The sequence below is a fragment of the Janthinobacterium foliorum genome, assembly GCF_978021625.1.
This window is the reverse complement of sequence record NZ_CDXDQE010000005.1, coordinates 192,671-216,503: the sequence shown is the minus strand read 5'-3', so window position 1 is coordinate 216,503 and position 23,833 is coordinate 192,671. Positions and strand designations below refer to the sequence as shown.

21 protein-coding genes are annotated in these 23,833 nt (G+C 61.9%); 17 read left to right on the top strand and 4 right to left on the bottom strand.

The window, feature by feature from the left end; all coding sequences use genetic code 11:
• Window positions 1-13: 13 nt before the first annotated feature.
• From ligA to def, 3 genes are read left to right on the top strand one after another with little or no spacing between them, the layout of a single operon-like run.
• The gene (ligA, locus tag ACZ92H_RS13375; RefSeq protein WP_465049742.1) at window positions 14-2,365 is read left to right on the top strand and encodes an NAD-dependent DNA ligase LigA; all 2,352 of its coding nucleotides are present in this window, start codon (window positions 14-16) and stop codon (window positions 2,363-2,365) included.
• A 24-nt stretch (window positions 2,366-2,389) separates the two neighbouring features.
• Window positions 2,390-3,283 (top strand): UTP--glucose-1-phosphate uridylyltransferase GalU, encoded by an 894-nt coding sequence (gene galU, locus ACZ92H_RS13370; protein ID WP_465049741.1) that lies wholly within the window; start codon window positions 2,390-2,392, stop codon window positions 3,281-3,283.
• Window positions 3,280-3,816, top strand: coding sequence for a peptide deformylase (gene def, locus ACZ92H_RS13365; protein ID WP_465049740.1), 537 nt, complete (start codon window positions 3,280-3,282; stop codon window positions 3,814-3,816). Before galU ends, def begins: the two co-directional genes overlap by 4 nt.
• A 175-nt stretch (window positions 3,817-3,991) precedes the next feature.
• Here def and ACZ92H_RS13360 read toward each other — a convergent pair whose 3' ends face one another.
• The 4 genes from ACZ92H_RS13360 to map form a co-directional block, all read right to left on the bottom strand.
• A complete protein-coding gene (locus tag ACZ92H_RS13360) occupies window positions 3,992-4,756 on the bottom strand; it encodes a flagellar brake protein (RefSeq protein ID WP_465049739.1) in 765 nt (254 codons plus the stop codon).
• Window positions 4,757-4,907: 151 nt separating this feature from the next.
• On the bottom strand, window positions 4,908-5,657 hold the full coding sequence (locus tag ACZ92H_RS13355; protein ID WP_034752263.1) for a pseudouridine synthase: 750 nt from the start codon (window positions 5,655-5,657) through the stop codon (window positions 4,908-4,910).
• Between the two features lie 42 nt (window positions 5,658-5,699).
• On the bottom strand, window positions 5,700-8,267 hold the full coding sequence (locus tag ACZ92H_RS13350) for a [protein-PII] uridylyltransferase (RefSeq protein WP_465049738.1): 2,568 nt from the start codon (window positions 8,265-8,267) through the stop codon (window positions 5,700-5,702).
• A gap of 54 nt (window positions 8,268-8,321) precedes the next feature.
• Window positions 8,322-9,134 (bottom strand): type I methionyl aminopeptidase, encoded by an 813-nt coding sequence (map, locus tag ACZ92H_RS13345; RefSeq protein WP_465049737.1) that lies wholly within the window; start codon window positions 9,132-9,134, stop codon window positions 8,322-8,324.
• Window positions 9,135-9,524: 390 nt separating this feature from the next.
• Between map and rpsB the strand changes: the two genes are divergently transcribed.
• From rpsB to lpxB, 14 genes are all read left to right on the top strand, one after another.
• A complete protein-coding gene (rpsB, locus tag ACZ92H_RS13340) occupies window positions 9,525-10,277 on the top strand; it encodes a 30S ribosomal protein S2 (RefSeq protein ID WP_086145236.1) in 753 nt (250 codons plus the stop codon).
• Window positions 10,278-10,434: 157 nt separating this feature from the next.
• Window positions 10,435-11,346, top strand: coding sequence for a translation elongation factor Ts (gene tsf / locus ACZ92H_RS13335; protein ID WP_131378663.1), 912 nt, complete (start codon window positions 10,435-10,437; stop codon window positions 11,344-11,346).
• Window positions 11,347-11,493: 147 nt separating this feature from the next.
• Window positions 11,494-12,210 carry a UMP kinase gene (gene pyrH, locus ACZ92H_RS13330; protein ID WP_092715775.1) on the top strand — a complete coding sequence of 239 codons (717 nt, stop codon included), beginning with the start codon at window positions 11,494-11,496 and terminating at the stop codon, window positions 12,208-12,210.
• Window positions 12,211-12,377: 167 nt separating this feature from the next.
• Window positions 12,378-12,938, top strand: coding sequence for a ribosome recycling factor (frr, locus tag ACZ92H_RS13325; RefSeq protein WP_092802600.1), 561 nt, complete (start codon window positions 12,378-12,380; stop codon window positions 12,936-12,938).
• A gap of 100 nt (window positions 12,939-13,038) precedes the next feature.
• Window positions 13,039-13,806, top strand: a complete 768-nt coding sequence (gene uppS, locus ACZ92H_RS13320) for a polyprenyl diphosphate synthase (RefSeq protein WP_131378662.1) — start codon at window positions 13,039-13,041, stop codon at window positions 13,804-13,806.
• Complete coding sequence (locus ACZ92H_RS13315; protein ID WP_131378660.1) at window positions 13,806-14,639, top strand: phosphatidate cytidylyltransferase; 834 nt, start codon at window positions 13,806-13,808, stop codon at window positions 14,637-14,639. The genes uppS and ACZ92H_RS13315 overlap by 1 nt, the downstream gene beginning before the upstream one ends.
• A 10-nt stretch (window positions 14,640-14,649) precedes the next feature.
• Window positions 14,650-15,834, top strand: coding sequence for a 1-deoxy-D-xylulose-5-phosphate reductoisomerase (gene ispC / locus ACZ92H_RS13310; protein ID WP_465049736.1), 1,185 nt, complete (start codon window positions 14,650-14,652; stop codon window positions 15,832-15,834).
• Entirely contained in the window at window positions 15,831-17,192 is a 1,362-nt protein-coding gene (rseP, locus tag ACZ92H_RS13305) for an RIP metalloprotease RseP (RefSeq protein WP_465049735.1), read from the top strand. The genes ispC and rseP overlap by 4 nt, the downstream gene beginning before the upstream one ends.
• 81 nt (window positions 17,193-17,273) lie before the next feature.
• A complete protein-coding gene (bamA, locus tag ACZ92H_RS13300) occupies window positions 17,274-19,610 on the top strand; it encodes an outer membrane protein assembly factor BamA (protein WP_131378654.1) in 2,337 nt (778 codons plus the stop codon).
• Between the two features lie 52 nt (window positions 19,611-19,662).
• Window positions 19,663-20,181 (top strand): OmpH/Skp family outer membrane protein, encoded by a 519-nt coding sequence (locus ACZ92H_RS13295; protein ID WP_131378652.1) that lies wholly within the window; start codon window positions 19,663-19,665, stop codon window positions 20,179-20,181.
• Between the two features lie 149 nt (window positions 20,182-20,330).
• A complete protein-coding gene (lpxD, locus tag ACZ92H_RS13290) occupies window positions 20,331-21,386 on the top strand; it encodes a UDP-3-O-(3-hydroxymyristoyl)glucosamine N-acyltransferase (protein WP_131378650.1) in 1,056 nt (351 codons plus the stop codon).
• Window positions 21,383-21,877 carry a 3-hydroxyacyl-ACP dehydratase FabZ gene (gene fabZ, locus ACZ92H_RS13285; protein WP_071324018.1) on the top strand — a complete coding sequence of 165 codons (495 nt, stop codon included), beginning with the start codon at window positions 21,383-21,385 and terminating at the stop codon, window positions 21,875-21,877. The genes lpxD and fabZ overlap by 4 nt, the downstream gene beginning before the upstream one ends.
• Before the next feature lies 1 nt (window position 21,878).
• Window positions 21,879-22,670: an acyl-ACP--UDP-N-acetylglucosamine O-acyltransferase gene (gene lpxA, locus ACZ92H_RS13280; protein ID WP_465049734.1), complete on the top strand. Its 792-nt coding sequence runs from the start codon at window positions 21,879-21,881 to the stop codon at window positions 22,668-22,670.
• A complete protein-coding gene (gene lpxB / locus ACZ92H_RS13275) occupies window positions 22,654-23,829 on the top strand; it encodes a lipid-A-disaccharide synthase (protein ID WP_465049733.1) in 1,176 nt (391 codons plus the stop codon). The genes lpxA and lpxB overlap by 17 nt, the downstream gene beginning before the upstream one ends.
• Window positions 23,830-23,833: the final 4 nt, after the last annotated feature.

The window sequence follows — 23,833 nt, the reverse complement described above, 5'->3', positions numbered from 1 at the left end:
GAATCCCGCAACAATGACTGATCTGACCAACCAGGACGCCGCCCAGCGGGTCCTGGCACTCACCGCCGAACTCAACCGGCACCTGCACGCCTACCACGTGCTCGACAATCCCACCATTCCCGACGCCGAGTACGACAAGCTGTTTGCCGAACTGCAGGCGCTGGAGGCGGCCCACCCCGAGTTGCTGCAGCCCGATTCGCCCACCCTGCGCGTGGGCGCGGCACCGCTGCCGCAATTCGAGCAAGTCACGCACACGGTGCCGATGTTGTCGCTGAACAATGGTTTCACCGATGACGATATCGTCAACTTCGACCGCCGCGTGCGCGAAGGACTGGACCTGGACGGACAGGACGTCGCGTATGCGGCCGAAGTGAAATTCGATGGCCTGGCCATCAACCTGCGCTATGAAGCTGGCCTGTTCGTGCAGGCGGCCACGCGCGGCGACGGTGCCACGGGGGAAGACGTGACGGCGAATATCCGCACCATTTCCGGCATTCCGCTGCGCCTGCATGGCGCGACCATCCCCGCGCTGCTCGACGTGCGCGGCGAAGTGATGATGTTCAAGGCGGACTTTGCCCGCCTCAACGAGCGCCAGCGCGAAGCGGGGCAAAAGGAATTCGCCAATCCCCGCAATGCGGCGGCCGGCAGCCTGCGCCAGCTCGATTCGCGCATCACGGCCCAGCGCAAGCTGCGTTTTTATGCCTACGGCATCGGCGCCCTCGACGGCGCGGCCATGCCCGTGTCGCATTCGGCCTTGCTGGACTGGTACGACACCCTGGGCATTCCCGTGTCGAAGGAGCGCAAGGTGGTGCTCGGTGCGCAGGGCTTGCTCGACTATTACGCCGACATCGGCGCGCGCCGTCCCGCCTTGCCGTATGAAATCGATGGCGTGGTCTACAAGGTCAATGCCACGGAAGACCAGCAGGAACTGGGTTTTGTCTCGCGCGCGCCGCGTTTTGCGCTGGCGCACAAGTTCCCCGCCGAAGAGGCGATGACCCAGGTGCTGGGCATCGATATCCAGGTGGGCCGCACGGGCGCCATGACGCCCGTGGCGCGCCTGGCGCCCGTTTCCGTTGGCGGCGTGACGGTGACCAACGCGACCTTGCACAATGAAGATGAAGTGCTGCGCAAGGATGTGCGCGTGGGCGATACCGTCATCGTGCGGCGGGCCGGCGACGTGATCCCGGAAGTGCTGGCCGTGGTGCTGGAGAAGCGCCCGGCACCGGCGCCGCCGCCGTTCAAGATGCTGGAAAGCTGCCCCGTGTGCGGCTCGCACGTGGTGCGCGAAGAGGGCGAGGCCATCGCCCGCTGCTCTGGCGGCCTGTTCTGCTCGGCCCAGCGCAAGGAAGCGTTCCGCCACTTTGCGGGGCGGCGCATGATGGATATCGAAGGGCTGGGCGAACGTTATATCGATACCCTGGTCGAACTGGAATACGTGCATGGCCTGGCAGACCTGTACAGCCTGACCCTGGACAAATTGCTGGAAATGAAGCAGCGCGCCGACGAGCGCGATGGTTCCACGCCTGAAACAGTGCAGCAAGGCAAGATTCCCACCAAGTGGGCGGAAAATCTGCTGGCCGGCATCGAAGCGAGCAAGCGTCCTCCGCTTGAGCGTTTCCTGTTTGCCCTGGGCATCCGTCACGTGGGCGAATCGACGGCGAAGACGCTGGCCGAGTGGCTAGGCAGTCTCGACCATGTGCGCCGCGCGCCAGCCGCCTTGCTGCGCGTGCTGCCCGATATCGGCGGCACGGTGGCGGAATCGATCGCCGATTTCTTTGCCGAAGAAAAAAACCAGCAGGCGCTGCAGGCGTTGCTCGATGCGGGCGTGACGCCGCAGGGCGAACATGCGCCCAGCGCCAAGCTGCGCGCGCAGCTCGAGCAAGCCAAGCTGCTGGCCGCGCTCGGCATTCCGAAACTGACGGAACCGCGCAGCAAGCAGCTGGTGGAGCGGGGCGTGACCCTGGCCGGCCTGGCCGCGCAAGGGGCCAGTTTCCATGCCGGCTTGCCTGCCGCCGTGGCCGAGTCGCTGGCCGCCTGGCTGGCGGAGGAGGCGAATGTCGCTGCGCTGCACCAATTGGACGCCCTGAGAAATGAATTACTGTCACAATTGCCTGAAATGCCAGCCGCTGGCGGCAAGCTGGACGGCAAGACCTTTGTCTTGACGGGTACCTTGCCCACCATGAGCCGGGATGACGCGGCCGCCTTGATCGAGGCGGCAGGCGGCAAGGTCAGCGGTTCGGTGTCGAAGAAGACCGGCTACGTGGTGGCCGGTGCGGACGCTGGCAGCAAGCTGGCCAAGGCCCAGGAACTGGGCGTGCCCTTGCTGGACGAGGCTGGATTACTGGCCTTGCTGTCGCAGGACTAACCATACAAACTTTATAGAAGACCCATGAAAAAAATCAAAAAAGCAGTCTTTCCCGTCGCCGGCCTGGGCAGCCGTTTCTTGCCTGCCACCAAGGCGCAACCGAAGGAAATGTTGCCCATCGTCGATAAGCCGCTGATCCAGTACGCAGTGGAAGAGGCCGTGGCGGCCGGCATCACGGAAATGATCTTCATCACGGGCCGCAACAAGCGCGCCATCGAAGACCATTTCGATACGGCCTATGAACTGGAATCGGAACTGGAAGCGGCAGGCAAGCGCCAGTTGCTGGACATGGTGCAAAACGTCATTCCCAAGCACATCAATTGCATCTACATCCGCCAGTCGGCGCCGCTGGGCCTGGGACACGCCGTGCTGTGCGCCCGTCCCGTGATCGGCGACGAGCCGTTTGCCGTGCTGCTGGCCGACGATTTCATGGATGTGGAAGCGGGAGAACGTCCCGTGCTGGCACAGATGACCGATGTCTTCCAGTATGAGAATTGCTCGCTGCTGGCCGTGCAGGACGTGCCGCGCGCGGAAACCAAGCAATACGGCATCGTGTCGGCGAAGAATTATCAGCCTGACCTGGAACTGGTCTCGGCCATCGTGGAAAAGCCCGCGCCGGAAGAAGCACCGTCGACACTGGCCGTGGTGGGACGTTACGTGCTGACCAGCCGTATCTTTGAGCACCTGGAAAACATCGGCACGGGCGCCGGCGGCGAGATCCAGCTGACGGACGGCATTGCCGCCCTGATGCGCGAAGAGCGCGTGCTGGCCTACCGCTACAAGGGGCAGCGCTATGACTGCGGTTCCAAGCTCGGCTACCTGAAGGCAAGCACGGCAATGGGCATGAAGCATCCGGAAACGGGCGCCGCCTTCCGCAGCTATCTGCAAGAGTTGCAATCGATACTGGATGTCAAATGACCGTGCGTGAAATTTTGAAGATGGGCGATCCGCGCTTGCTGCGGATGGCCGAGCCCGTGCGTGAATTCGACACGCCGGAATTGCACGCCCTCATCGCCGACATGTTCGACACCATGCATGCCGCCAATGGCGCGGGCCTGGCGGCGCCGCAGATCGGCGTCAACCTGCAGGTGGTGATCTACGGCTTCAAGCAGAATCTGCGTTACCCCGACGCGCCGCAAGTGCCGGAAACGGTGCTGATCAATCCGGTGCTGACGCCTTTGTCGGAACGCAAGGAAGAGGGCTTCGAGGGATGCCTGTCCGTGCCGGGCCTGCGCGGCAGCGTGCCGCGCTGGAGCGAGCTGCACTACGAAGGCTTCGACCAGTTCGGCCAGCCCATCAGCCGCGACTGCGACGGTTTCCATGCGCGCGTGGTGCAGCATGAGGTGGATCACCTGCATGGCATTTTGTATCCGATGCGCATCGTCGATTTCACGCAGTTCGGCTTTACTGACGTGATGTTTCCAGACCTCGATCCGCACGACGACGATTGATCGGCGCCTGAGAAAACGCCCATGGCGGCGTTGCATAGCCTCGCCGTACTGTTCGTACTGTCTTCGGCAATACGCCTTGCCCTGACCGTTTTTCAGGCGCCTGGTGATGATGACTATCAAAAAAATGGCCGCGCAGCATCAGCTGGGCGGCCATTTTTTCATGCTTGAAGCGAGCCTAGCGCACCTTGCGGCTGCTGCCCAGGTTGTCGAGCAGCACCTTCAATTCATCCTGCATGGCTTCCGACAGGTTCAGGAAGCGGCAGCCGATCTGCACCTGCTCGCCCAGCAGGAAGGAACGGAAGGTGCGCGACAGGCGGATTTCCAGGTCGGCGATCATGACCTTGTCCGGTCCCAGCTCCAGGCGCACGCGCGACAGCTTGCGGCCCACGTACAGACCCACCGTGTCGCGCGGATGGGCGCGCATGCCGATGCCGCCAGCCGAGAAATCATACAGCTGCAGTTCGTACGGCCGGCCTTCCAGCACGAAGGCGGCCAGGTAGTACACGCCCAGCGGCGTTTCCAGGCGCGTCGATTCGCGCCGTTCCAGCACCAGGCAATGAGTGGGGAAATTCGTCAGATAGACGTTCGGCCGGTCGGGATAGGCTTGCCATTCGCCATTGATGGTAAATTGCAGCTTGGCGCTTTGCACCCACGAGACAAACGTGGCGCCGCCGGGCGGCAGGGTGCTGCCTTCATTGAGTTCCAGCACGAACTGCGGCAAGTCGTCGTCGACGGACAAAATGCGCGCCATGATGACATCTTCACCGCCCGTGGGGTAAATGGAGATGGCGTCGCCATTATCGGCCAGGCTGCACAGGGTTTCGCCGATATCCCACGGGTCGCTCATGTGGTGCGGCTTGGTGCCGGGCGCCATAGGCTCGGCCACGTCGGCCAGGCTGGGCGCGCCCTTGCGCAGGGGATTAGGAATGGGATCGTTCACGACAGCGTATCTCTTATGTTCTGGTGGGGGTAGTGTATAGGTTCAGAGCAATATTTGCTAACCAAATCACAATAATTGACTTTAAGGCACTATCTCCCTGCTGCTGGGATAGTATGGCATGCCGTGCGGCATGCCATGTCGATGCTGCCGCTTAAAACTGCTCGTCCGCGCTCAGGTAGCGCCACTGGCCCGTCGGCAAGTCGCCCAGCTTGACCTTGCCGATCCGCACGCGCTTCAATCCCAGCACCTTCAGGCCCACGGCTTCGCACATGCGGCGGATCTGGCGTTTCTTGCCTTCGCGCAGGGTAAAGCTCAGCTGGTCTTCGTTCTGCCAGCGTACCTTGGCCGGCAGCAAGGGCTTGCCGTCCAGCCACAGACCGTGGTTGAGCTTTTTCAACTCACTGTCGGGCAGGGTGCCGCCCTTGGTGTAGCTCACGCGCACCAGGTATTCCTTGTCGATATCGGTATCGTGGCCGATCAGCTGCTTGGCCACGCGGCCGTCCTGCGTCAAGACCAGCAAGCCGACGGAATCGATGTCCAGGCGGCCCGCCGCCACCAGGCTGCGCAGCTGCGTGGGGTGGAACTGTTCCGGGCTGCGGTCTTCTGCCCAGCGGTTTTCCGCCTTGATCAGGGCCACGGCGGGCGTGTAGCCATCTTCGGCCTGGCCGCTGACATAGCCCACGGGTTTGTTGATGAGCACGGTGACGCGCTTCGACTGCTCGGCCGCCGCCTGGCGCTCCACGGTGACGCGCTGGCTCGGGTAGACCTTGCTGCCCAGTTCGGATACCACTTTGCCATCTACGCGGACCCAGCCGCGCGCGATCCATTCATCGGCTTCGCGGCGCGAGCACAGGCCCAGTTCGGACATGCGTTTGGACAAGCGTAATAATTCTTCGGTCATGTTGATTCAGTTTCAGTAAAAGTGGGTGCTGCGCGGGAGGCCTTAGACCTTCAGCGCATCGAGTAAATCGGTTTCCAGCAAGATCTGGTTGCGGGCATTGTTGAGCGCGGGGCCGTCGACGAGAAAGACGTCTTCGACCCGCTCGCCCAGGGTCATGATCTTGGCCGTGTGCAGGTTGATGCGGTACTTGGTCAGCACGTTGGCGATCGAGTACAGCAAGCCCGTGCGGTCGTTGGCGGCCACCGACAGCAAATAGTATTGACCCTTTTCGTCGGGCCGCAGGTCGACCGTCGGCTGGAAGGGGAAGGTGCGCGACAGGCGCGACAGCCGTCCCTTGCCCGGCGGCGGCAGCGGCGCCTGCGATTGCAGCAGCTCGCCCAGTTCATGCTCGATCAGGCTGATGATGTCGCGGTAGCTCTTGGCGAAGTTTTGCTCGGTGACGAGGAAAGTGTCGAGCGCATAGCCGTTCTTCGTGGTGTGGATCTTCGCGTCGAGGATGCTGAAGTTCTTGCGGTCGAAGTAACTGCAGATGCGCGCGAACAGGTCGGGCTGGTCGGCCACGTAGACGGCCACCTGCAAGCCTTCGCCGATGGGCGCCAGCCGGCATTTTACCACCGGCAACTTGCTGTCCAGTTTGTCATACAGCGAGCGTGTCTGCCAGGCGATGTCGGACGCGTCGTGGCGCAGGAAGTAGGCCACGTCCAGCTGCTGCCACAGTTTCAAATGCGCGTCCGGCGGCAAGCCGTACAGGCGCAGGGTGGCCAGCGCTTCCTGCTGGCGGTTCTTCAGTTCGCGGTCGGCCGTGTGCGGTTCGCCGCCGAGCACGCGCAGGGTGATCTTGTACAGGTCTTCCAGCAGCTTGCCTTTCCACGCGTTCCACACCTTCGGGCTGGTGCCGCGGATGTCGGCCACCGTGAGCAGGTACAGGCCCGTCAGGTGGCGCTCGTCCTTGACCACCTTGGCGAAGGCGCCGATGACGTCCGGATCGGACAAATCCTGCTTTTGCGCCACTTGCGACATCGTCAGATGGTTTTCCACCAGGAAGGCGATCAGTTCCGTGTCCTCGGCGGACAGGCCGTGGTCCTGGCAGAACTGCGTGGCGTCGGCCACGCCCAGCTTGGAATGGTCGCCGCCGCGGCCCTTGGCGATGTCGTGGAACAGGGCCGCCACGTACAGCAGCCACGACTGCGAGAAATCGGCCATCAGCTGGCTGCAGAACGGGTATTCGTGCGCATGTTCGCTCATGGTGAAGCGGCGCATGTTGCGCACCACCATCAGGATATGCTGGTCCACCGTGTACACGTGGAACAGGTCGTGCTGCATCTGGCCCACGATGCGGCGGAAATTCGGCAGGTAGCGTCCCAGGATGCTCATCTCGTTCATGCGCCGCAGCGCATGGATGATGCCAACGGGGGCTTGCATGATGCGCAGGAAGAGGGCGCGGTTGACGGGGTCCTGGCGGAAGGCGGCGTCGATCTTGAAGCGCGCGTGCCACAGGGCCCGCGTGGCGCGCGAAGTCATGCCTTTCAGGGCCGGGCGTTCCGTCATCAGGACGAAAATTTCCAGCATGGCCGACGGATATTGCTCGAAGGTGTCGTCGGCGCTGATGTCGATCAGGCCGTTGACTTCATTGAAGCGCTCGTTGATGGGCACGGCCACGTCATCCTGTGGAAACAGCCGCGCCTCGATGTTCTGCAGCAGGATCGTGTTGAGCTGGGTCACCGTCTTGGCGGCCCAGTAATAGCGCTGCATGAGAAATTCGCTGGCGCGGCGCATGTGCGGCCCGCTGCCCGTCGCTTGCAGGCCCAGCGATTCGGCGATCGCCGTCTGCACGTCGAACACGAGGCGGTCTTCGCGCCGGCCCGCGTGCAGGTGCAGGCGCACGCGGATATCCTTGAAGGCGCGTTCTTTTTCCATCAGCTGGCGCGCTTCCGTCAGGGTGATCAGGCCGCCCGTGGCCAGGGTGCGCCAGGAGTTGGCCAGCCCGGCTGCCTTGGCGACCCACAGGATCACCTGCAGGTCGCGCAGGCCGCCCGGGCTTTCCTTGCAGTTCGGTTCCAGGCTGAAGGCCGTGTCTTCATATTTGGCATGGCGCTGCCGCATTTCCGCCGTTTTCGCCTGGAAAAACGCTTGCGGGTCCATGGCCGCTTCGTAGCGCTGCTGCAACTGCGCGAACAGTTCCGCGTTGCCGCACACGAGGCGCGCTTCGAGCAGGCTGGTTTGCACGGTGATGTCGGCTTTCGATTCGACCATGCATTCATCGACGGTGCGGATGCTGTGGCCGATTTCCAGGCCCAGGTCCCACAGCAGCTGCACCAGTTCCTCAAGTTTTTCCTGCGTGGCCGCATCGGGCGCCTGTTGCAGCAGGATCAGCAGGTCGACGTCGGAATAGGGAAACAGTTCGCCGCGGCCATAGCCGCCCACGCCCACCAGCGCCGTTCCCGGTGGCAAGCCCGCTTCCTGCCAGGCGCGCGCCAGCACGCCATCGACGCTGTGGCGCAGGCTGCGCAGCAGCTTTTCAGGCTTGCCATCGGCCTGGAAGGCCGCAATGACGACCTGGCGGTCGGCTTTCAGTTGCTGCTTCAGCTGTTCCCGAACTTGCTTTTTCATCTGGGCCCTGGGTGGCGGTGGGTCGGGTGGGGCAGGTTTGCCTGATTACACTTCTCAGGCTTTTTTGGCAATGATGGACGGTGGCGGCGGCATGCCGGGCGACACGGTCAGAACTTCGTAGCCCGTTTCCGTCACCAGCACCGTGTGCTCCCATTGCGCCGACAGGCTGCGATCCTTGGTCTTGATGGTCCAGCCATCGTTCATTTCGCGGATCTCGCGGCGGCCCGCATTGATCATCGGCTCGACGGTAAAGATCATGCCCGCTTCCAGGCGCTCCAGGGTGCCTGGCTTGCCGTAATGCAATACCTGCGGTTCTTCATGGAAGACCTTGCCGATGCCGTGGCCGCAGAATTCGCGCACCACGCTGTAGCCGGCTTTTTCGGCATGCTGCTGGATGGCATGGCCGATGTCGCCCAGGTGGGCGCCGGGCTTGATCTGGGCGATGCCCAGCCACATGCATTCATAGGTGATTTCCGACAGGCGCTTGGCCAGGATGGTCGGCGTGCCGACCAGGAACATGCGGCTGTTGTCGCCGTGGTAGCCATCCTTGATGACTGTGATGTCGAGGTTGACGGAGTCGCCGCTCTTGAGCACCTTGTCGCCGGGAATGCCATGGCAGATGACGTCGTTGACGGACGTGCAGATGGCTTTCGGGTAGGGCGTATAGCCGGGCGGGCAATAATTCAGCGGGGCCGGGATGGTGCCTTGCACGTTGACCATGTATTCGTGGCACAGGCGGTCCAGTTCGCCCGTCGTGACGCCCACCTTGACGAAGGGAGTGATGTAGTCGAGCACTTCGGCGCCGAGCTTGCCGGCAACGCGCATGCCTTCGATGTCGGCGGCGGTATTGATACGGATGGTGGACATGGTGTGATTCGCAATCTGCAAGATATTCAGGTGGAAAGCACAGACGCGTCCTGGCGGAGGAGGAAACGTCTGCAAATATGTCGAAATTATAAACGAGGCGCCCCGAATCCGCCGCCTCCTTCCTATGGCGGGGCAGGGATTCATGGCGGAAAAGGCGCTGCCGCCACACCTTGCACCAGTGTGGTGCATCGGCTGTTTCCGCAGGGCGCGCGATTTGCGCCGCGGACTTGATGTGGCAGTCATTTCGGTGTAGAATCCCGGGTTGCTTGAATTCTCTTTTAAGCAATGCAGTAAAACAGTGTCTTTAATTTATATAAACACGCGAATCCGGTCGACAAGGGTGCCTGTATGGTGACTGATCGGATTCCAGACCCAACCCTGGAGTTAATAATGTCCGTAACAATGCGCGAAATGCTGGAAGCCGGTGTCCACTTTGGTCACCAAACCCGTTTTTGGAATCCAAAAATGGCACCGTTCATCTTCGGCCATCGCAACAAGATCCACATCATCAACCTGGAAAAAACCATGGCGATGTACCAGGACGCAATGAAGCACGTGCGTCAACTGGCTGCAAACCGTGGCACCATCCTGATGGTTGGCACCAAGCGTCAAGCTCGCGAAATCATCGCTGCTGAAGCACAACGCGCTGGCGTGCCTTTCGTTGATCAACGTTGGTTGGGCGGTATGCTGACCAACTTCAAAACGATCAAAACCTCGATCAAGCGCCTGAAGGACATGGAAGCGATGGTCGAAGACGGTTCGATCGAGAAGCTGTCGAAAAAAGAAGCGCTGATGTTCTCCCGCGAAATGATCAAGCTGCAAAAATCGATCGGCGGCATCAAGGACATGGGCGGCGTTCCTGACGCAATCTTCGTTGTCGACGTCGGCTACCACAAAGGCGCGATCACCGAAGCAGCTAAACTGGGCATCCCGGTCATCGGCGTTGTCGATACCAACCACTCCCCAGAAGGCGTGAACTTCGTGATCCCAGGTAACGATGACTCCTCGAAAGCCATCATGTTGTACGCTCGCGGTGTTGCTGATGCAATCATCGAAGGCCGTGCAGCTGCCGGTAACGAAGTTGTTGAAATGGTTAAAGCAGCCGCTGGCGACGAATTCGTCGAAGTAAACGAACAGGCTTAATGGCCAGGCTGTCGCAAGATAGCCGTTTGTAAGCACAGCAGTAAGGGAAAAGGGGTGGCAGCAGCTCCCCCTTTTTTTTAACAAAAAAACGATAGTGACCGCAGGCGGGGTGCAAGCCCGGGCCGCGACTATCGACTCACCGAATCAGGAGAAACACATGGCAGCGATTACAGCAGCGATGGTAGGCGAATTGCGCGGCAAAACCGACGCACCAATGATGGAATGCAAAAAAGCACTGACCGAAGCCGATGGCGACATGGCTCGTGCGGAAGAGATCCTGCGCGTCAAACTGGGCGGCAAGGCATCGAAAGCATCGGCACGCATCACCGCTGAAGGCGTAGTGGCAACCTACATCGCCAACGGCGTAGGCGCCCTGGTCGAAGTGAACTCGGAAACCGACTTCGTTGCGAAAAACGACGACTTCCTGGCGCTGGCAAACAATGCCGCCCGTCTGGTCGCGGAACACAACCCGGCTGACGTAGCTGCCCTGCTGGCCCTGCCACTCGATGGCAAGACCCTGGACGAAGTGCGCGCTGCCCTGATCGGCAAAATCGGCGAAAACATGACCATCCGCCGCTTCCAGCGTTTCGAAACCAGCAACAAGCTGGCGTCGTACCTGCACGGCTCGCGCATTGGCGTGATCGTCGAATTCGACGGCGCCGATGAGCAAGTAGGCAAAGACGTGGCCATGCACATCGCTGCAATGAAGCCAGTGTCGCTGTCGTCGAACGAAGTTCCAGCGGAACTGATCGAAAAAGAGCGTTCGGTTGCACAACTGAAAGCCGAAGAAGACGCAGCCAAAGCGGCCGCCGAAGGCAAGCCAGCGCAATCGCCGGAAATCCTGGCCAAGCGCCTGGAAGGTTCCGTGCAGAAGTTCCTGAAAGAAGTTTCCCTGCTGAACCAAGCTTTCGTGAAAAACGACAAGCTGTCGGTTGAGCAAATGCTGAAGGCGGCGAACACCACCGTCAAAGGTTTTGCGATGTACGTCGTGGGCGAGGGCATCGAGAAGAAGCAGGACGACTTCGCAGCAGAAGTCGCAGCACAGATGGCTGCCTCCCAGGGAGCGTAAGTAAAGCGGGCCGAGAGGCCCGTTTTTTTGGCCCGCCCGCACCCGTCGTGCCGGGCGGCGGCATGGGCAGCCCCGCGCGCCTGTCCGGCGCTGCAAGGCGCTGCGCCATGTCATACTCGAATAACCTCATTTATGGAGCCCCAGCTCATGTCAAAACCAGCCTACAAGCGCGTCCTCCTCAAGTTGTCCGGCGAAGCCCTGATGGGTGATGATCCCTACGGCATCAACCGCGCCACGATCGAGCGCATGGTGGCCGATGTGGCCGAGGTGGCGAAATTGGGTGTGGAACTGGCAATCGTGATTGGCGGCGGCAATATCTTCCGCGGCGTCGCGCCCGGCGCGCAAGGCATGGACCGTGCCACCGCCGACTACATGGGCATGCTGGCCACCGTGATGAACGCACTGGCCCTGGCCGATGCCATGCGCCACGTGGGTATCACGGCGCGCGTCATGTCGGCCATCGGCATCGAGCAAGTCGTCGAGCCGTACGTGCGTCCGAAAGCCCTGCAATACCTGGAAGAGGGTAAAGTGGTGGTCTTCGCCGCCGGTACCGGCAACCCGTTCTTCACCACCGACACGGCAGCGGCCCTGCGCGGTTCCGAGATCAGCGCCGAAATCGTCCTGAAAGCCACCAAGGTGGACGGCGTCTACACGGCCGATCCGAAGAAGGACCCGAACGCGACCCTGTTCAACACGATCACGTTTGACGACGCCATCGCCAAGCACCTGCAAGTGATGGATGCCACCGCATTCGCCCTGTGCCGCGACCAGAAACTGCCGATCAAGGTGTTTTCGATCACCAAGCCAGGCGCGCTGATGCGCGTCATCATGGGCGAGGACGAAGGTACTTTGGTTCACGTGTAACAGATGCAATTTAATAGTAGTTATCATTAATAACGCCTGACAAAACCGTCGCGAGCGTAAGGAAGAGGTGGCCGAGAAGCGCAACCGTACGAAGGTACGGTGAGCATCGCAAGCCGCCTATGCCGACGCGCAGCAGGTTTTGACGGGCGCCACCACAGGAGAGCAGCATGTCCTTAGCTGACGTTAAAAAGAACGCCCAGGAACGTATGACGAAATCGCTGGAAACACTGCGGGCCGACCTGGCCAAAGTGCGTACCGGCCGTGCCCATACGGGTATCCTGGACCACGTGATGGTCGACTACTACGGTTCGCCGACGGCGTTGACCCAGGTAGCCAACGTGACCCTGATCGATGCGCGCACCATCGGCGTGCAGCCATACGAAAAGAAAATGGCTTCGACCGTCGAAAAAGCCATCCGCGACGCCGACCTGGGTTTGAATCCATCGGCACAGGGCGACCTGATCCGCGTACCGACGCCGCCGCTGACGGAAGAGCGCCGCAAGGAAATGGTCAAGCTGGTCAAGAGCGAAGCGGAAGATGCGAAGATTGCTGTACGTAATATTCGCCGCGACGCGAATGAATCGCTGAAAAAACTGGTCAAGGAAAAAGCCTGCTCGGAAGATGATGAGCGCCGCTCGTCGGAAGAAGTGCAGAAACTGACGGACAAGTTCATTGCCGACATCGACAAGATGGTTGTCGATAAAGAAAAAGAAGTGCTGACGGTCTAGCTTTCGGCCCCTTTTTACGCTGCCCGGAAAAGCATGGCTTTTCCGGGCAGTGCTATTTGGCGCATAATAGTTATCTTTTATTTTTGGCATTAGTGTTTTCATGATCTATTCGAGTTCGACAACGGCAGTACCGGAGGTGGGTACCGTGCCGCGCCACGTGGCAATCATTATGGATGGCAACGGCCGCTGGGCAACCAAGCGCTTCCTTCCCCGCGTGGCCGGCCACGTCAAGGGCGCCGACGCCGTGCGCGGCATCGTCGAGACTTGCCTCGAACGTGGCGTCGAGTATCTGACCCTGTTTGCCTTCAGCTCGGAAAACTGGCGCCGGCCGGAAGAGGAGGTGTCGATGCTGATGCGCCTGTTCGTCACCATGCTCGAACGCGAAGTGGTGAAGATGCATGCCAACGATATCCGCCTGAAGGTGGTGGGCGACTTGTCGCGCTTCAATGAACAGTTGCAAACCCTGATCGCCAATGCGGAACGCAAGACGGCGCGCAACACGCGCCTGACCATGACCATCTGCGCCAACTATGGCGGCCGCTGGGACATCATGCAGGCAGTCAATAAAATGACGGCCGAGGCGGCTGCCAATGGTCAGCCCGTCGGACAAGCCTACACGGAAGAACAATTGGCGCCGCACCTGGCCATGGCGTATGCGCCCGAGCCCGACCTGTTCATCCGCACGGGCGGGGAGCAGCGCATTTCCAACTTCCTGCTGTGGCAACTGGCGTACACTGAGCTGTTTTTCACCGAGACTTTCTGGCCCGACTTCAATGTCGACTGCCTCGACGCGGCAATCGCGTCCTACCAGCAGCGCGAACGGCGCTTTGGCCGTACCAGCGCGCAACTAACTGAAAAGACAAACTGATGCTGAAAACACGGATTATCACCGCCCTGGTCTTGTTGGCGGTCTTGCTGCCGGTTCTGTATCTCAACTATTTTCCCGCCTTCGCCGTGATCGCCACGGCGTTCTTCGGCGCCGCCGTGTGGGAAAGCTTCCGTATCTTCAAAAATCGCCATGCGCTGCCGATCGCTGCCGTCTGGACGGCCGCCTTCGCGTATACCTTCTTTGTCGGCAACGGCATGGCGCAGCTCAATTTCTGGTTTGCCCTGTGCGTGGCCATCTGGCTGATCCGCTTCGTGCCTTCGCTGGCGACGGGCTTGCCGCCCACCGAAGGCCTGGGCAATACCTTGCTCAGCCTGGTGTATCCGGTGACCATCGTCGGCTGCTTCGTCGCCATCATCGCCTTGTTCCTGCATAGCCCCCTGTTCCTGCTGTCCGTGATGGCGCTCGTCTGGATCGCCGATATCGGCGCGTATTTCTCGGGCAAGGCTTTCGGCAAGCGCAAGCTGGCGCCAAGTATTTCCCCTGGGAAATCCTGGGAAGGCGCCATCGGCGGCGGCATCGCCGTGCTCGTCATTGCCGCCATCACGATTTTCGCCGCGCCAGCGCTGCCGGTGCTGCAGGATACCTTCGCCGTGCAGCTGCAATTGCGCCGCGGCTGGCTGGTGGCCCTGCTGGTGCTGCTGCTGATCGTCGCCGCCAGCATCGTCGGCGACCTGTTCGAATCCCAATTGAAGCGCCGCGCCGGCATCAAGGACAGCAGCAAGCTGCTGCCTGGCCACGGCGGCGTGCTTGACCGTATCGACGCGCTGATCCCGGTCCTGCCGTTTGCCGCCCTGGTGGCAAGCTGGCTTTAAGGAAACTTTCATGCAATACATCACCATCCTTGGCGCGACCGGCTCGATCGGCGTGTCCACCCTGGACGTGCTCGCGCGCCATCCCGGGCAATACAGCGTGTATGCGCTGAGCGCGCACACACGCGTGGCCGAGCTGGCTGCCCAGTGCCTGCAATTCCGTCCGCAGCGCGCCGTCGTCGGCACGGCCGCCGCCGCCCTTGAACTGACGCGCTTGCTGCGCGGGCAGGGCGTGGCCACCGAGGTCGAATACGGCGAGGACGCCCTGTGCGCCATCGCCAGCGCCCCCCAAGTGACGGGCGTGATGGCTGCCATCGTCGGCGCCGCCGGCCTGGCGCCCACCCTGGCCGCTGCCCGTGCTGGCAAGAAAGTATTGCTGGCCAACAAGGAAGCGCTGGTCATGTCCGGCCAGCTGTTCATCGATGCCGTGCACGACAACGGCGCCGTGCTGCTGCCTATCGACAGCGAGCACAACGCCATCTTCCAGTGCCTGCCGCACGCCTACGGCCGCGCGCCAGGCGCATCCGGCGTGGCGAAGATCGTGCTGACGGCCTCGGGCGGGCCGTTCCTCACGCGCGATGTCGAGACGCTGGACAAGGTGACGCCCGACCAGGCCTGCAAGCATCCGACCTGGGCCATGGGGCGCAAGATTTCCGTCGATTCGGCCACCATGATGAACAAGGGCCTGGAAGTGATCGAGGCGCATTGGCTGTTCGGCGCGCCTGCCGACCAGATCGAGGTGCTGATCCACCCGCAAAGCGTGATCCATTCGATGGTGTCGTACATCGACGGGTCCGTGCTGGCCCAGCTGGGCAACCCGGACATGCGCACGCCCATCGCGCATGCGCTGGCGTATCCGCAGCGTATCGACTCGGGCGTGGCGCAGCTGGACCTGGCGCAGGTGGCCACCTTGCAGTTCGAACGCCCCGATTTCCGCCGTTTCCCTTGCCTGGCCCTGGCGTTTGACGCCTTGCGCGCGGGCGGCACGGCGCCGGCCCTGTTGAACGCGGCCAATGAAGTGGCCGTGCAAGCCTTCCTCGACGAGCAGATCGGCTTCCGCCAGATCGACCGCGTCATCGCCCACGTGATCGAGACGGTGCCGCATGGCGCCGCTTCCAGCATCGACGCCGTGATGGAGCAGGACCGCCTGGCCAGGGTGGCGGCGCAGGCGTATATCGCGCGCAGGCTGGCCGCATGACCCTGATTACCACCTTGCTGGCGTTTATCGTCGCGCTGGGCTCGCTGATCACCTTGCACGAGCTGGGCCACTACCTGGTGGCGCGCTGGTGCGGCGTGAAAGTGCTGCGTTTCTCCATCGGCATGGGGAAAGTGGTGTATTCGCGCAAGTTTGGCAAGGACCAGACGGAATGGGCGATTTCCGCGCTGCCGCTGGGCGGCTATGTGAGCATGCTCGACAGCCGCGCGCAGGACCTCGGCGACTTGCCGGAAGAAGAATTGCGCCGCGAATTCACGCGCCAGAGCGTGTGGCGCCGCATCGCCATCGTGGCGGCCGGCCCGCTGGCCAATTTCCTCGTCGCCATCGTGCTGTACGCGGGCCTGTTCATGCATGGCATCGAAGAGCCATCGAGCAAGCTCGGCCCCGTAGCCGAAGCAACGGCCGCCTACACGGCCGGCTTGCGCAGCGGCGACACCGTGGAAGCGGTGAATGGCAGGGCCGTGGCCAGCTGGTCGGAGCTGCGCTGGGAAGTGATCCAGGCCGCGCTCGACAAGCAGGTGGCGCGCATCGACGTGCGCCGGCCCGAGCGTGGCGTGCAGGAAGCGACCTTGCCGACGGCCAGCCTGACGGAAGCGGACCTGGAGGGCGACGTGCTGGGCAAGCTGGGCCTGACCCTGGCCCGGTCGGCGCCGACCATGATGGAAATCCTGCCAGGTGGCGCCGCCGAGCGGGCCGGCCTGCGCAAGGGCGACGAGATCCTCGCCATCGACGGCCAGCCCGTGCACGACGTGGCGGCCATCATCGATACCCTGAGCCGCGCGCCGGGCCGGACCCTGCAATTGCAGCTGTTGCGCCAGGGCCAGGACCTGAGCTTGCCGATCACGCCGGAAGCCGTGCCAGGCGCCGGGGCAGAGGGAGCTGTAACAGTTGGTAAGATCCAGGCGAAGCTGGGGCAGGTGCCGGATATGATCGTTGTGGCATCCGGCCCGTTCGCCGCCGTGGCAAAGGCCTCGGCCAAGGTCTGGGATACCAGCGTGATGAGCCTGAAAATGCTGGGTAAAATGGTCACCGGCCAGGTCTCGCTGAAGAATGTGACGGGGCCGATTACCATTGCCGATTACGCGGGCCAGACGGCGCGCATCGGCCTGGCAAGCTATCTGAGCTTCATTGCCTTCATCAGTATCAGTCTTGGCGTGATGAATTTGCTACCCATTCCTGTTCTGGATGGCGGGCATTTGCTGTATTATTCGCTGGAAGTTTTGACCGGACGCCCCTTGCCGGAGCGCGTAGGCGAGATTGCCCAGCGCCTGGGGATCGGTCTGTTGCTGACCCTGATGGTGCTTGCCGTCTTTAATGACGTATTGCGGCTGATGAATTAATACGCTGGCCGAGGCCATGCGTGAGTCGCACAAGCAGTCTTTTGTGCATGTTGTCCATTGATTTACCATTGAATAACCCCAATGAAATTACATTCTGCTCGTATTGCCTTGCCTTCCTTTCGCCGCAGCCTGATCGCCGGTGCCGTCATGGCCTTCTGTGCCGGCCATGCGCTGGCCGTCCAGCCATTTACTGTCAAGGACATCCGGGTCGAAGGGATCCAGCGTACCGAGGCGGGCACGGTCTTCGCCTACCTGCCGGTGCGGGTGGGCGAGACGTTCTCCGACGAGAAGAGTATTGCCGCCATCAAGGCCCTGTACGCGACGGGCATGTTCAAGGATGTGCGCCTGGAAGTCGAAGGCGACGTCCTGGTGGTGCTGGTCGAGGAACGCCCGGCCATCGCCTCGGTGGAATTTACCGGCACCAAGGAATTTGAAAAAGACGTGCTGGTCAAGGCGCTGAAGGAAATCGGCGTCGGTGAAGCCAAGATTTTCGACAAGGCGTCGGTCGACCGCGCGGAACAGGAACTCAAGCGCCAGTATCTGTCGCATGGTCTGTATGGCGTGAAGATCACCACCACCGTCACGCCGATCGAGCGTAACCGCGTCAACGTGGTGTTCGCCGTCGACGAGGGCGACGTGGCCCGCATCAAGCAAATCAACATCGTCGGCAACAAGGCGTTCTCGGACAAGGAGCTGCGCGAACAGCTGGCCCTGAACACGGGCGGCTGGTTCAGCTGGTACACCAAGGCCGACCAGTATTCGAAGACCAAGCTGACGGGCGACATCGAATCGCTGAAGTCGTTCTACCTCGACCGCGGCTATATCGAGATGCAGGTCGACTCGACCCAGGTGTCCATCACGCCCGATAAAAAAGACATCTACCTGACGATCAACATCACCGAAGGCGAAAAGTACAAGGTTTCCGGCACCAAGTTCGAAGGCGAGATGTTCGGCCGCGAAGAGGAGCTGAAGGCCCTGAACCTGCTGCGCGAAGGCGATATCTATTCCGGCGCGCGCCTGACGGCGACGAACAAGCGCATCCAGGATCGCCTGGCCACGTTCGGCTATGCATTCGCCAACGTCAACGCCAATCCCGAGATCAACCGCGAAAAGCATGAAGTGGCATTTACCTTCTTCATCGACCCGGGCAAGCGCGTTTACGTGCGCCACATGAACATCGCCGGCAACACCACCACGCGCGATGAAGTCATCCGCCGCGAATTCCGCCAGTTCGAATCGTCCTGGTACGACAGCAACAAGATCAAGCTGTCGCGCGACCGTGTCGACCGCCTGGGCTACTTCAAGGACGTGACCATCGACACGCCGGAAGCGCAGGGCACGACCGACCAGGTCGACGTCAACGTGACGGTGGTGGAAAAACCGACCGGTAACTTCCTGATCGGCGGCGCCTTCTCGCAATCGGAAAAATTCACCCTGTCGGCCTCGATTTCCCAGGCCAACTTTGCCGGTAGCGGCAACACGGTCGGCATCGAACTCAATACCAGCCATTACAGCCGCACCATCGCGTTTTCGCAGACCAATCCGTACTACACGGATGACGGCATTTCGCGCAGCTTTGAAGTCTACCTGCGCACGACGGAACCGCCGGCGCTCAATATCGGCAGCTACAAGATCAAGCAGACGGGTGGCCGCGTCAGTTTCGGCGTGCCGTTCTCGGAAGTCGACACCGTCTTCTTCGGCATCGGCGCCGAGCGTTCGCAGATCGAGACCGATATCACCAGCCCGGTGCGCTTCAAGCAGTATGTGATCGACAACGGCGGCCCGTCCGACGGTATCGGTTCGGCGACCACCAATTCCATTCCGCTGACGGCGGCATGGCAGCGCGACAGCCGCGACAGCGCCCTGACGCCATCGGTCGGCCGCTACCAGCGCATCAACCTGGAGGCTGACCTGATCGGCGACCAGAAATACTTCCGTGCCATCTATGAGCACCAGTATTTCCGTCCGCTGTTCAGCAAGGTCACCCTGGCGCTGAAGGGCGAACTCGATTACGGCCATGGCATCGGCAACCATGTGTACCCCGTCTTCAAGAACTTCTACGGCGGCGGCATCGGTTCCGTGCGCGGCTACCTGAGCTCGTCGCTGGGCGCGGTCGAACCGAGCACCAACGATGCCCTGGGCGGCGCTTCGCGCCTGATCGGCAACGCGGAACTGCAGATGCCATTCCCCGGTTCGGGCAATGACCGCAGCTTGCGCTGGTTCGGTTTCCTGGACGGCGGCCAGGTCTACCAGGAAGGCGAAAAAATGCGTATCTCGCAATTGCGCTATTCTGCTGGCTTGGGGATCAGCTGGATTTCACCGGTCGGCCCGCTCAAGCTGAGCTATGCCAAGCCGTTGAACGCCAAGCCGACAGACCGCCTGGAGCGTTTCCAGTTCCAGATGGGTACCGGTTTCTGACCGGGCTCACTGGAACGGGGCGCCAGCTTTCACTTTTTGACCATGGAGTATCATGAACACCGCATCCGCTACCCTGCCCAAGTCCCTTGCCGTGATCGCATTGTGCTGGAGTTCGCTGTTGCCGGTGCAGGCGCACGCTCAGGAGTCGAAGATCGCCTGGATCAGCAGCGAACGTATTTATAACGAATCGAGGCTGGCCAAGCTGGCCAGCGCCAAGCTGGCCGAGGAGTTCCGCTCGCGTGAAAAGGCCGTGCAGGAACTGGCTGCCCGTTTCAAGGTCGCCAATGAGGCCCTGGAAAAGGACATGCCGACCCTGAGCGAGGCGGAGCGCGCCAAGCGCCAGCGCGAATTTTTCGAGCTGGACAAGGAATTGCAGCGCCGCCAGCGCGAATTCCGCGAAGACCTGAGCCAGCGCACGAACGAAGAGCGCAGCGCCATCGCGGAAAAAGCCAACACCATCATCCAGCAGATGGCGCATATCGAAGGATATGACATCGTGCTGCAGGAAGCCCTGTGGGCCAGTCCGCGCATCGACATCACCGACAAGGTCTTGAAGGCGCTGGACAAGTAATTGTAATAGTTTTACGCCTGACAGTGCCGTAGCGAGCGGATGTGAGTGGCGGTTGAGAAGCGGAGCTGTGCTAGAGCACAGTGCGCATCGGAGACCGCACATCGCGCCGCGCAGCAGGCATGGTCAGGCGTTTTTATAAGGGTATATCGATGGGCACTCGACTAGGAGAATTGGTCGAACGCTTCGGCGGGCAATTGGCGGGCGATCCCAACCTGGAAGTCACAGGCATCGCGCCGCTGGCCGACGCCGGCGCTTCGCACATCAGCTTTCTCAGCAATAGTAAATTCCGCGCACAGGCGGCCAGCAGCGGCGCCGCCGCGCTGATCCTCACGCCGGCCGACGACGCGCTGATCGGCGCCGAGTATGCGGGCGCGCGCATCATCACCCCGAATCCCTATGTGTATTTCGCGCGCGCGGCGCAGTATTTCGCCGCCCTGCATGAAATCAGGGCGCCCGTGGGCATCCATGCCAGCGCCGTGGTCGACGCCACTGCGCAGGTGGATGCCAGCGCCTCCATCGGCGCCAATGCCGTCATCGAGGCTGGCGCCGCGATCGGCGCCGGCTGCGTGATCGGCGCCGGCTGCGTGGTGGGCCGCGACGCCGTCATCGGCGCCGGCACCCAGTTGCTCGCCAACGCCACCTTCCACGCGCGCTGCGTGATCGGCCAGCGCGGCATCATCCATTCGGGCGCCGTGATCGGCACCGACGGATTCGGCTTCGCCAACGAAGGCGGCGTGTATATCAAGATTCCGCAGACGGGCAGGGTGGTGATCGGCGACGATGTCGATATCGGCGCCAATACCACCATCGACCGTGGCGCACTGGCCGATACCATCATCGAAGATGGCGTCAAGCTGGATAACCAGATCCAGATCGGCCACAACTGCCATATCGGCGCACACACGGCCATGGCCGGCTGCGTCGGCGTGGCGGGCAGCGCCATCATCGGCAAATATTGCACCTTTGGCGGCGCCGCCATGGTGCTGGGGCACCTGACGATCGCCGACCGCGTCCACGTTTCATCGGGCAGCATGGTCTCGCGTTCGATCCTGGAACCGGGCCAGTACACGGGTTTCTATCCGCTGGCCAAGAACGCCGACTGGGAAAAGAGCGCCGCCATCGTGCGCAACCTGTCAAGCATGCGCGAGAAAATCCGCGCGCTTGAAAAAACAATTAAAACACTGACCACGCAAGACGAAAAATGACTACTGAAAAAAAGACCCTCGACATCCTGGCCATCAAATCGCTGCTGCCGCACCGCTATCCGCTGCTGCTGGTGGACCGCGTGCTGGACTGGGAAGCGAACAAATCCATCACCGCCATCAAGAACGTGACGGTCAACGAAGAGTTCTTCCAGGGCCATTTCCCGCACAAGCCAGTCATGCCCGGCGTGCTGATGATCGAAGCGCTGGCGCAAACGGCGGCCTTGCTGTCGTTCCTGACGATGGGCGTGAAACCCGATGAAAACTCGGTGGTGTATTTTGTCGGCATCGACAATGCGCGCTTCAAGCGTCCGGTGGAGCCGGGCGACCAGCTGAAGATGGACGTGGAAATCCTGCGCGTCTCGCGCGGCATCTGGAAATACAAGGCGGTCGGCTCGGTCGACGGCAAGGTCGCGCTGGAAGCGGAACTGATGTGCACCATCCGCAGCGCGCAGGATGCCAGCCAGTCTGCGAGCCAGCCAGCGGGACAGTAACATGGCAGCCATCCACTCTACGGCAGTGATCGACCCGAAGGCCGAGCTCGACAGCTCGGTCGAGGTGGGTCCGTATTCCATCATCGGTCCGCACGTGCGCATCGGCGCCGGCACCAAGGTCGGTCCGCACGTGGTGATCGACGGCCATACGACGATAGGCGCGGACAACCACCTGTTCCAGTTTTCATCCATCGGCGCACAGCCGCAGGACAAAAAATGGGCGGGCGAGGCGACGCGCCTGGAGATCGGCGACCGCAACACCATCCGCGAATTCTGCACTTTCAATACGGGCACCGTGCAGGGCGGCGGCGTGACGCGCCTGGGCAATGACAACTGGATCTCGGCGTATGTCCACCTGGCGCATGACTGCCTGGTGGGCAATAACACCATTTTTTCCAACAATGCCCAGCTGGCGGGCCACGTGGAGATCGGCGACTGGGTCATCATGAGCGGTTTCGCCAATGTGCACCAGTTCTGCAAGATCGGCGCGCATGCCTTCCTCGGCATGAGCACCAGCCTGACGCAGGACGTGCCGCCGTTCGTGCTGCTGAGCGGCAACCCGGCGCAGGCGCATGGCGTGAATATCGAGGGCTTGAAACGCCGCGGCTTCACGCGCGAGCAGATCAACGGCATCCGCACCGCGTACAAACTGATCTACCGCTCGGGCCTGACCCTCGACGAGGCCAAGGCGGCCCTGTTTGAAGAAGAACAGGCGTCCTTGCCCGAGGTGGCCGAACACATTCGCGCCATGCGCGAATTCCTGGGCGTGGCGTCGCGTGGCATCGTCCGCTGACCAGGCAGGCGGCCTGTCGGTCGCCATCGTCGCCGGCGAGGTGTCCGGCGACCTGCTGGCCAGCCGCCTGCTGTCCGGCCTCGTGCCGCAGCTGCCCGGCGCCCGCTTCCACGGCATCGGCGGCGAGCACATGGCGAAACAGGGTTTTGTTTCCGACTGGCCGCTGGAAAAGCTGACGGTGCGCGGCCTGTTCGAGATCATTCCCCGCTACCGCGAGATCAAGGGCATCCAGAACGCGCTGCGCGACCAGCTGCTGGCCGAACGGCCGGCCGTCTTCATCGGCGCCGACTATCCGGGCTTCAACCTGGGGCTGGAACAGCAGCTGAAAGAAGGCGGCATCCCCACCGTGCACTACATCGGGCCGCAGATCTGGGCCTGGCGCGGTGGCCGCATCAAGAAAATCATCAAGGCCGTTTCGCACATGCTGGTGATCTTCCCGTTCGAGGAAGAAATCTACCGCAAGGCGGGCGTGCCCGTTACCTACGTCGGCCATCCGCTGGCCGAAATGATCCCACTGCAGCCCGACGAGGCGGCCGCGCGGCGCATCCTGGGCTTGCCCGAAGACGCCAACGTGGTGACCCTGATGCCGGGCAGCCGCATGGGCGAACTCAAATACAATACGGTGGCCTTTGTCAGCGCCTGCAAGCTGCTGCTGGCGCGCGACCGCTCGCTGCGTTTCGTCGCCCCCATGGCCGGCGAAAAACAGCGCCAGTACTTCCTGCAGCTGGTTCGCGAGGCGGGCTTGCAGGACGTCGAGATCCTGCTGACCGACGGCGGCTCGCATACCGCCATCTGTGCTGCCGACGCCGTGCTGGTGGCATCCGGCACCGCCTCGCTGGAAGTGGCGCTGTACAAGAAGCCCATGGTCATCGCCTACAAGATGATGCGCGCGTCGTGGGAAATCATGCGCCACTTGGGCTACCAGCCGTGGATCGGCTTGCCCAACATCCTGGCGCGCGACTACCTGGTGCCCGAGCTGCTGCAAGACGCGGCCAGCCCGCAGGCGCTGGCCGAGGCCATGTGGCGGCAGCTGAGCGATGTGCCGGGCCGGCTGCGCCTGGTGCAGCGCTTCACGGACATGCACCACAGCCTGCTGCGCGACAGCGCGCGCGAGAGCGCCAACGCGGTGATGCAAGTCATCGCCGACAATAAAAAATAATCCC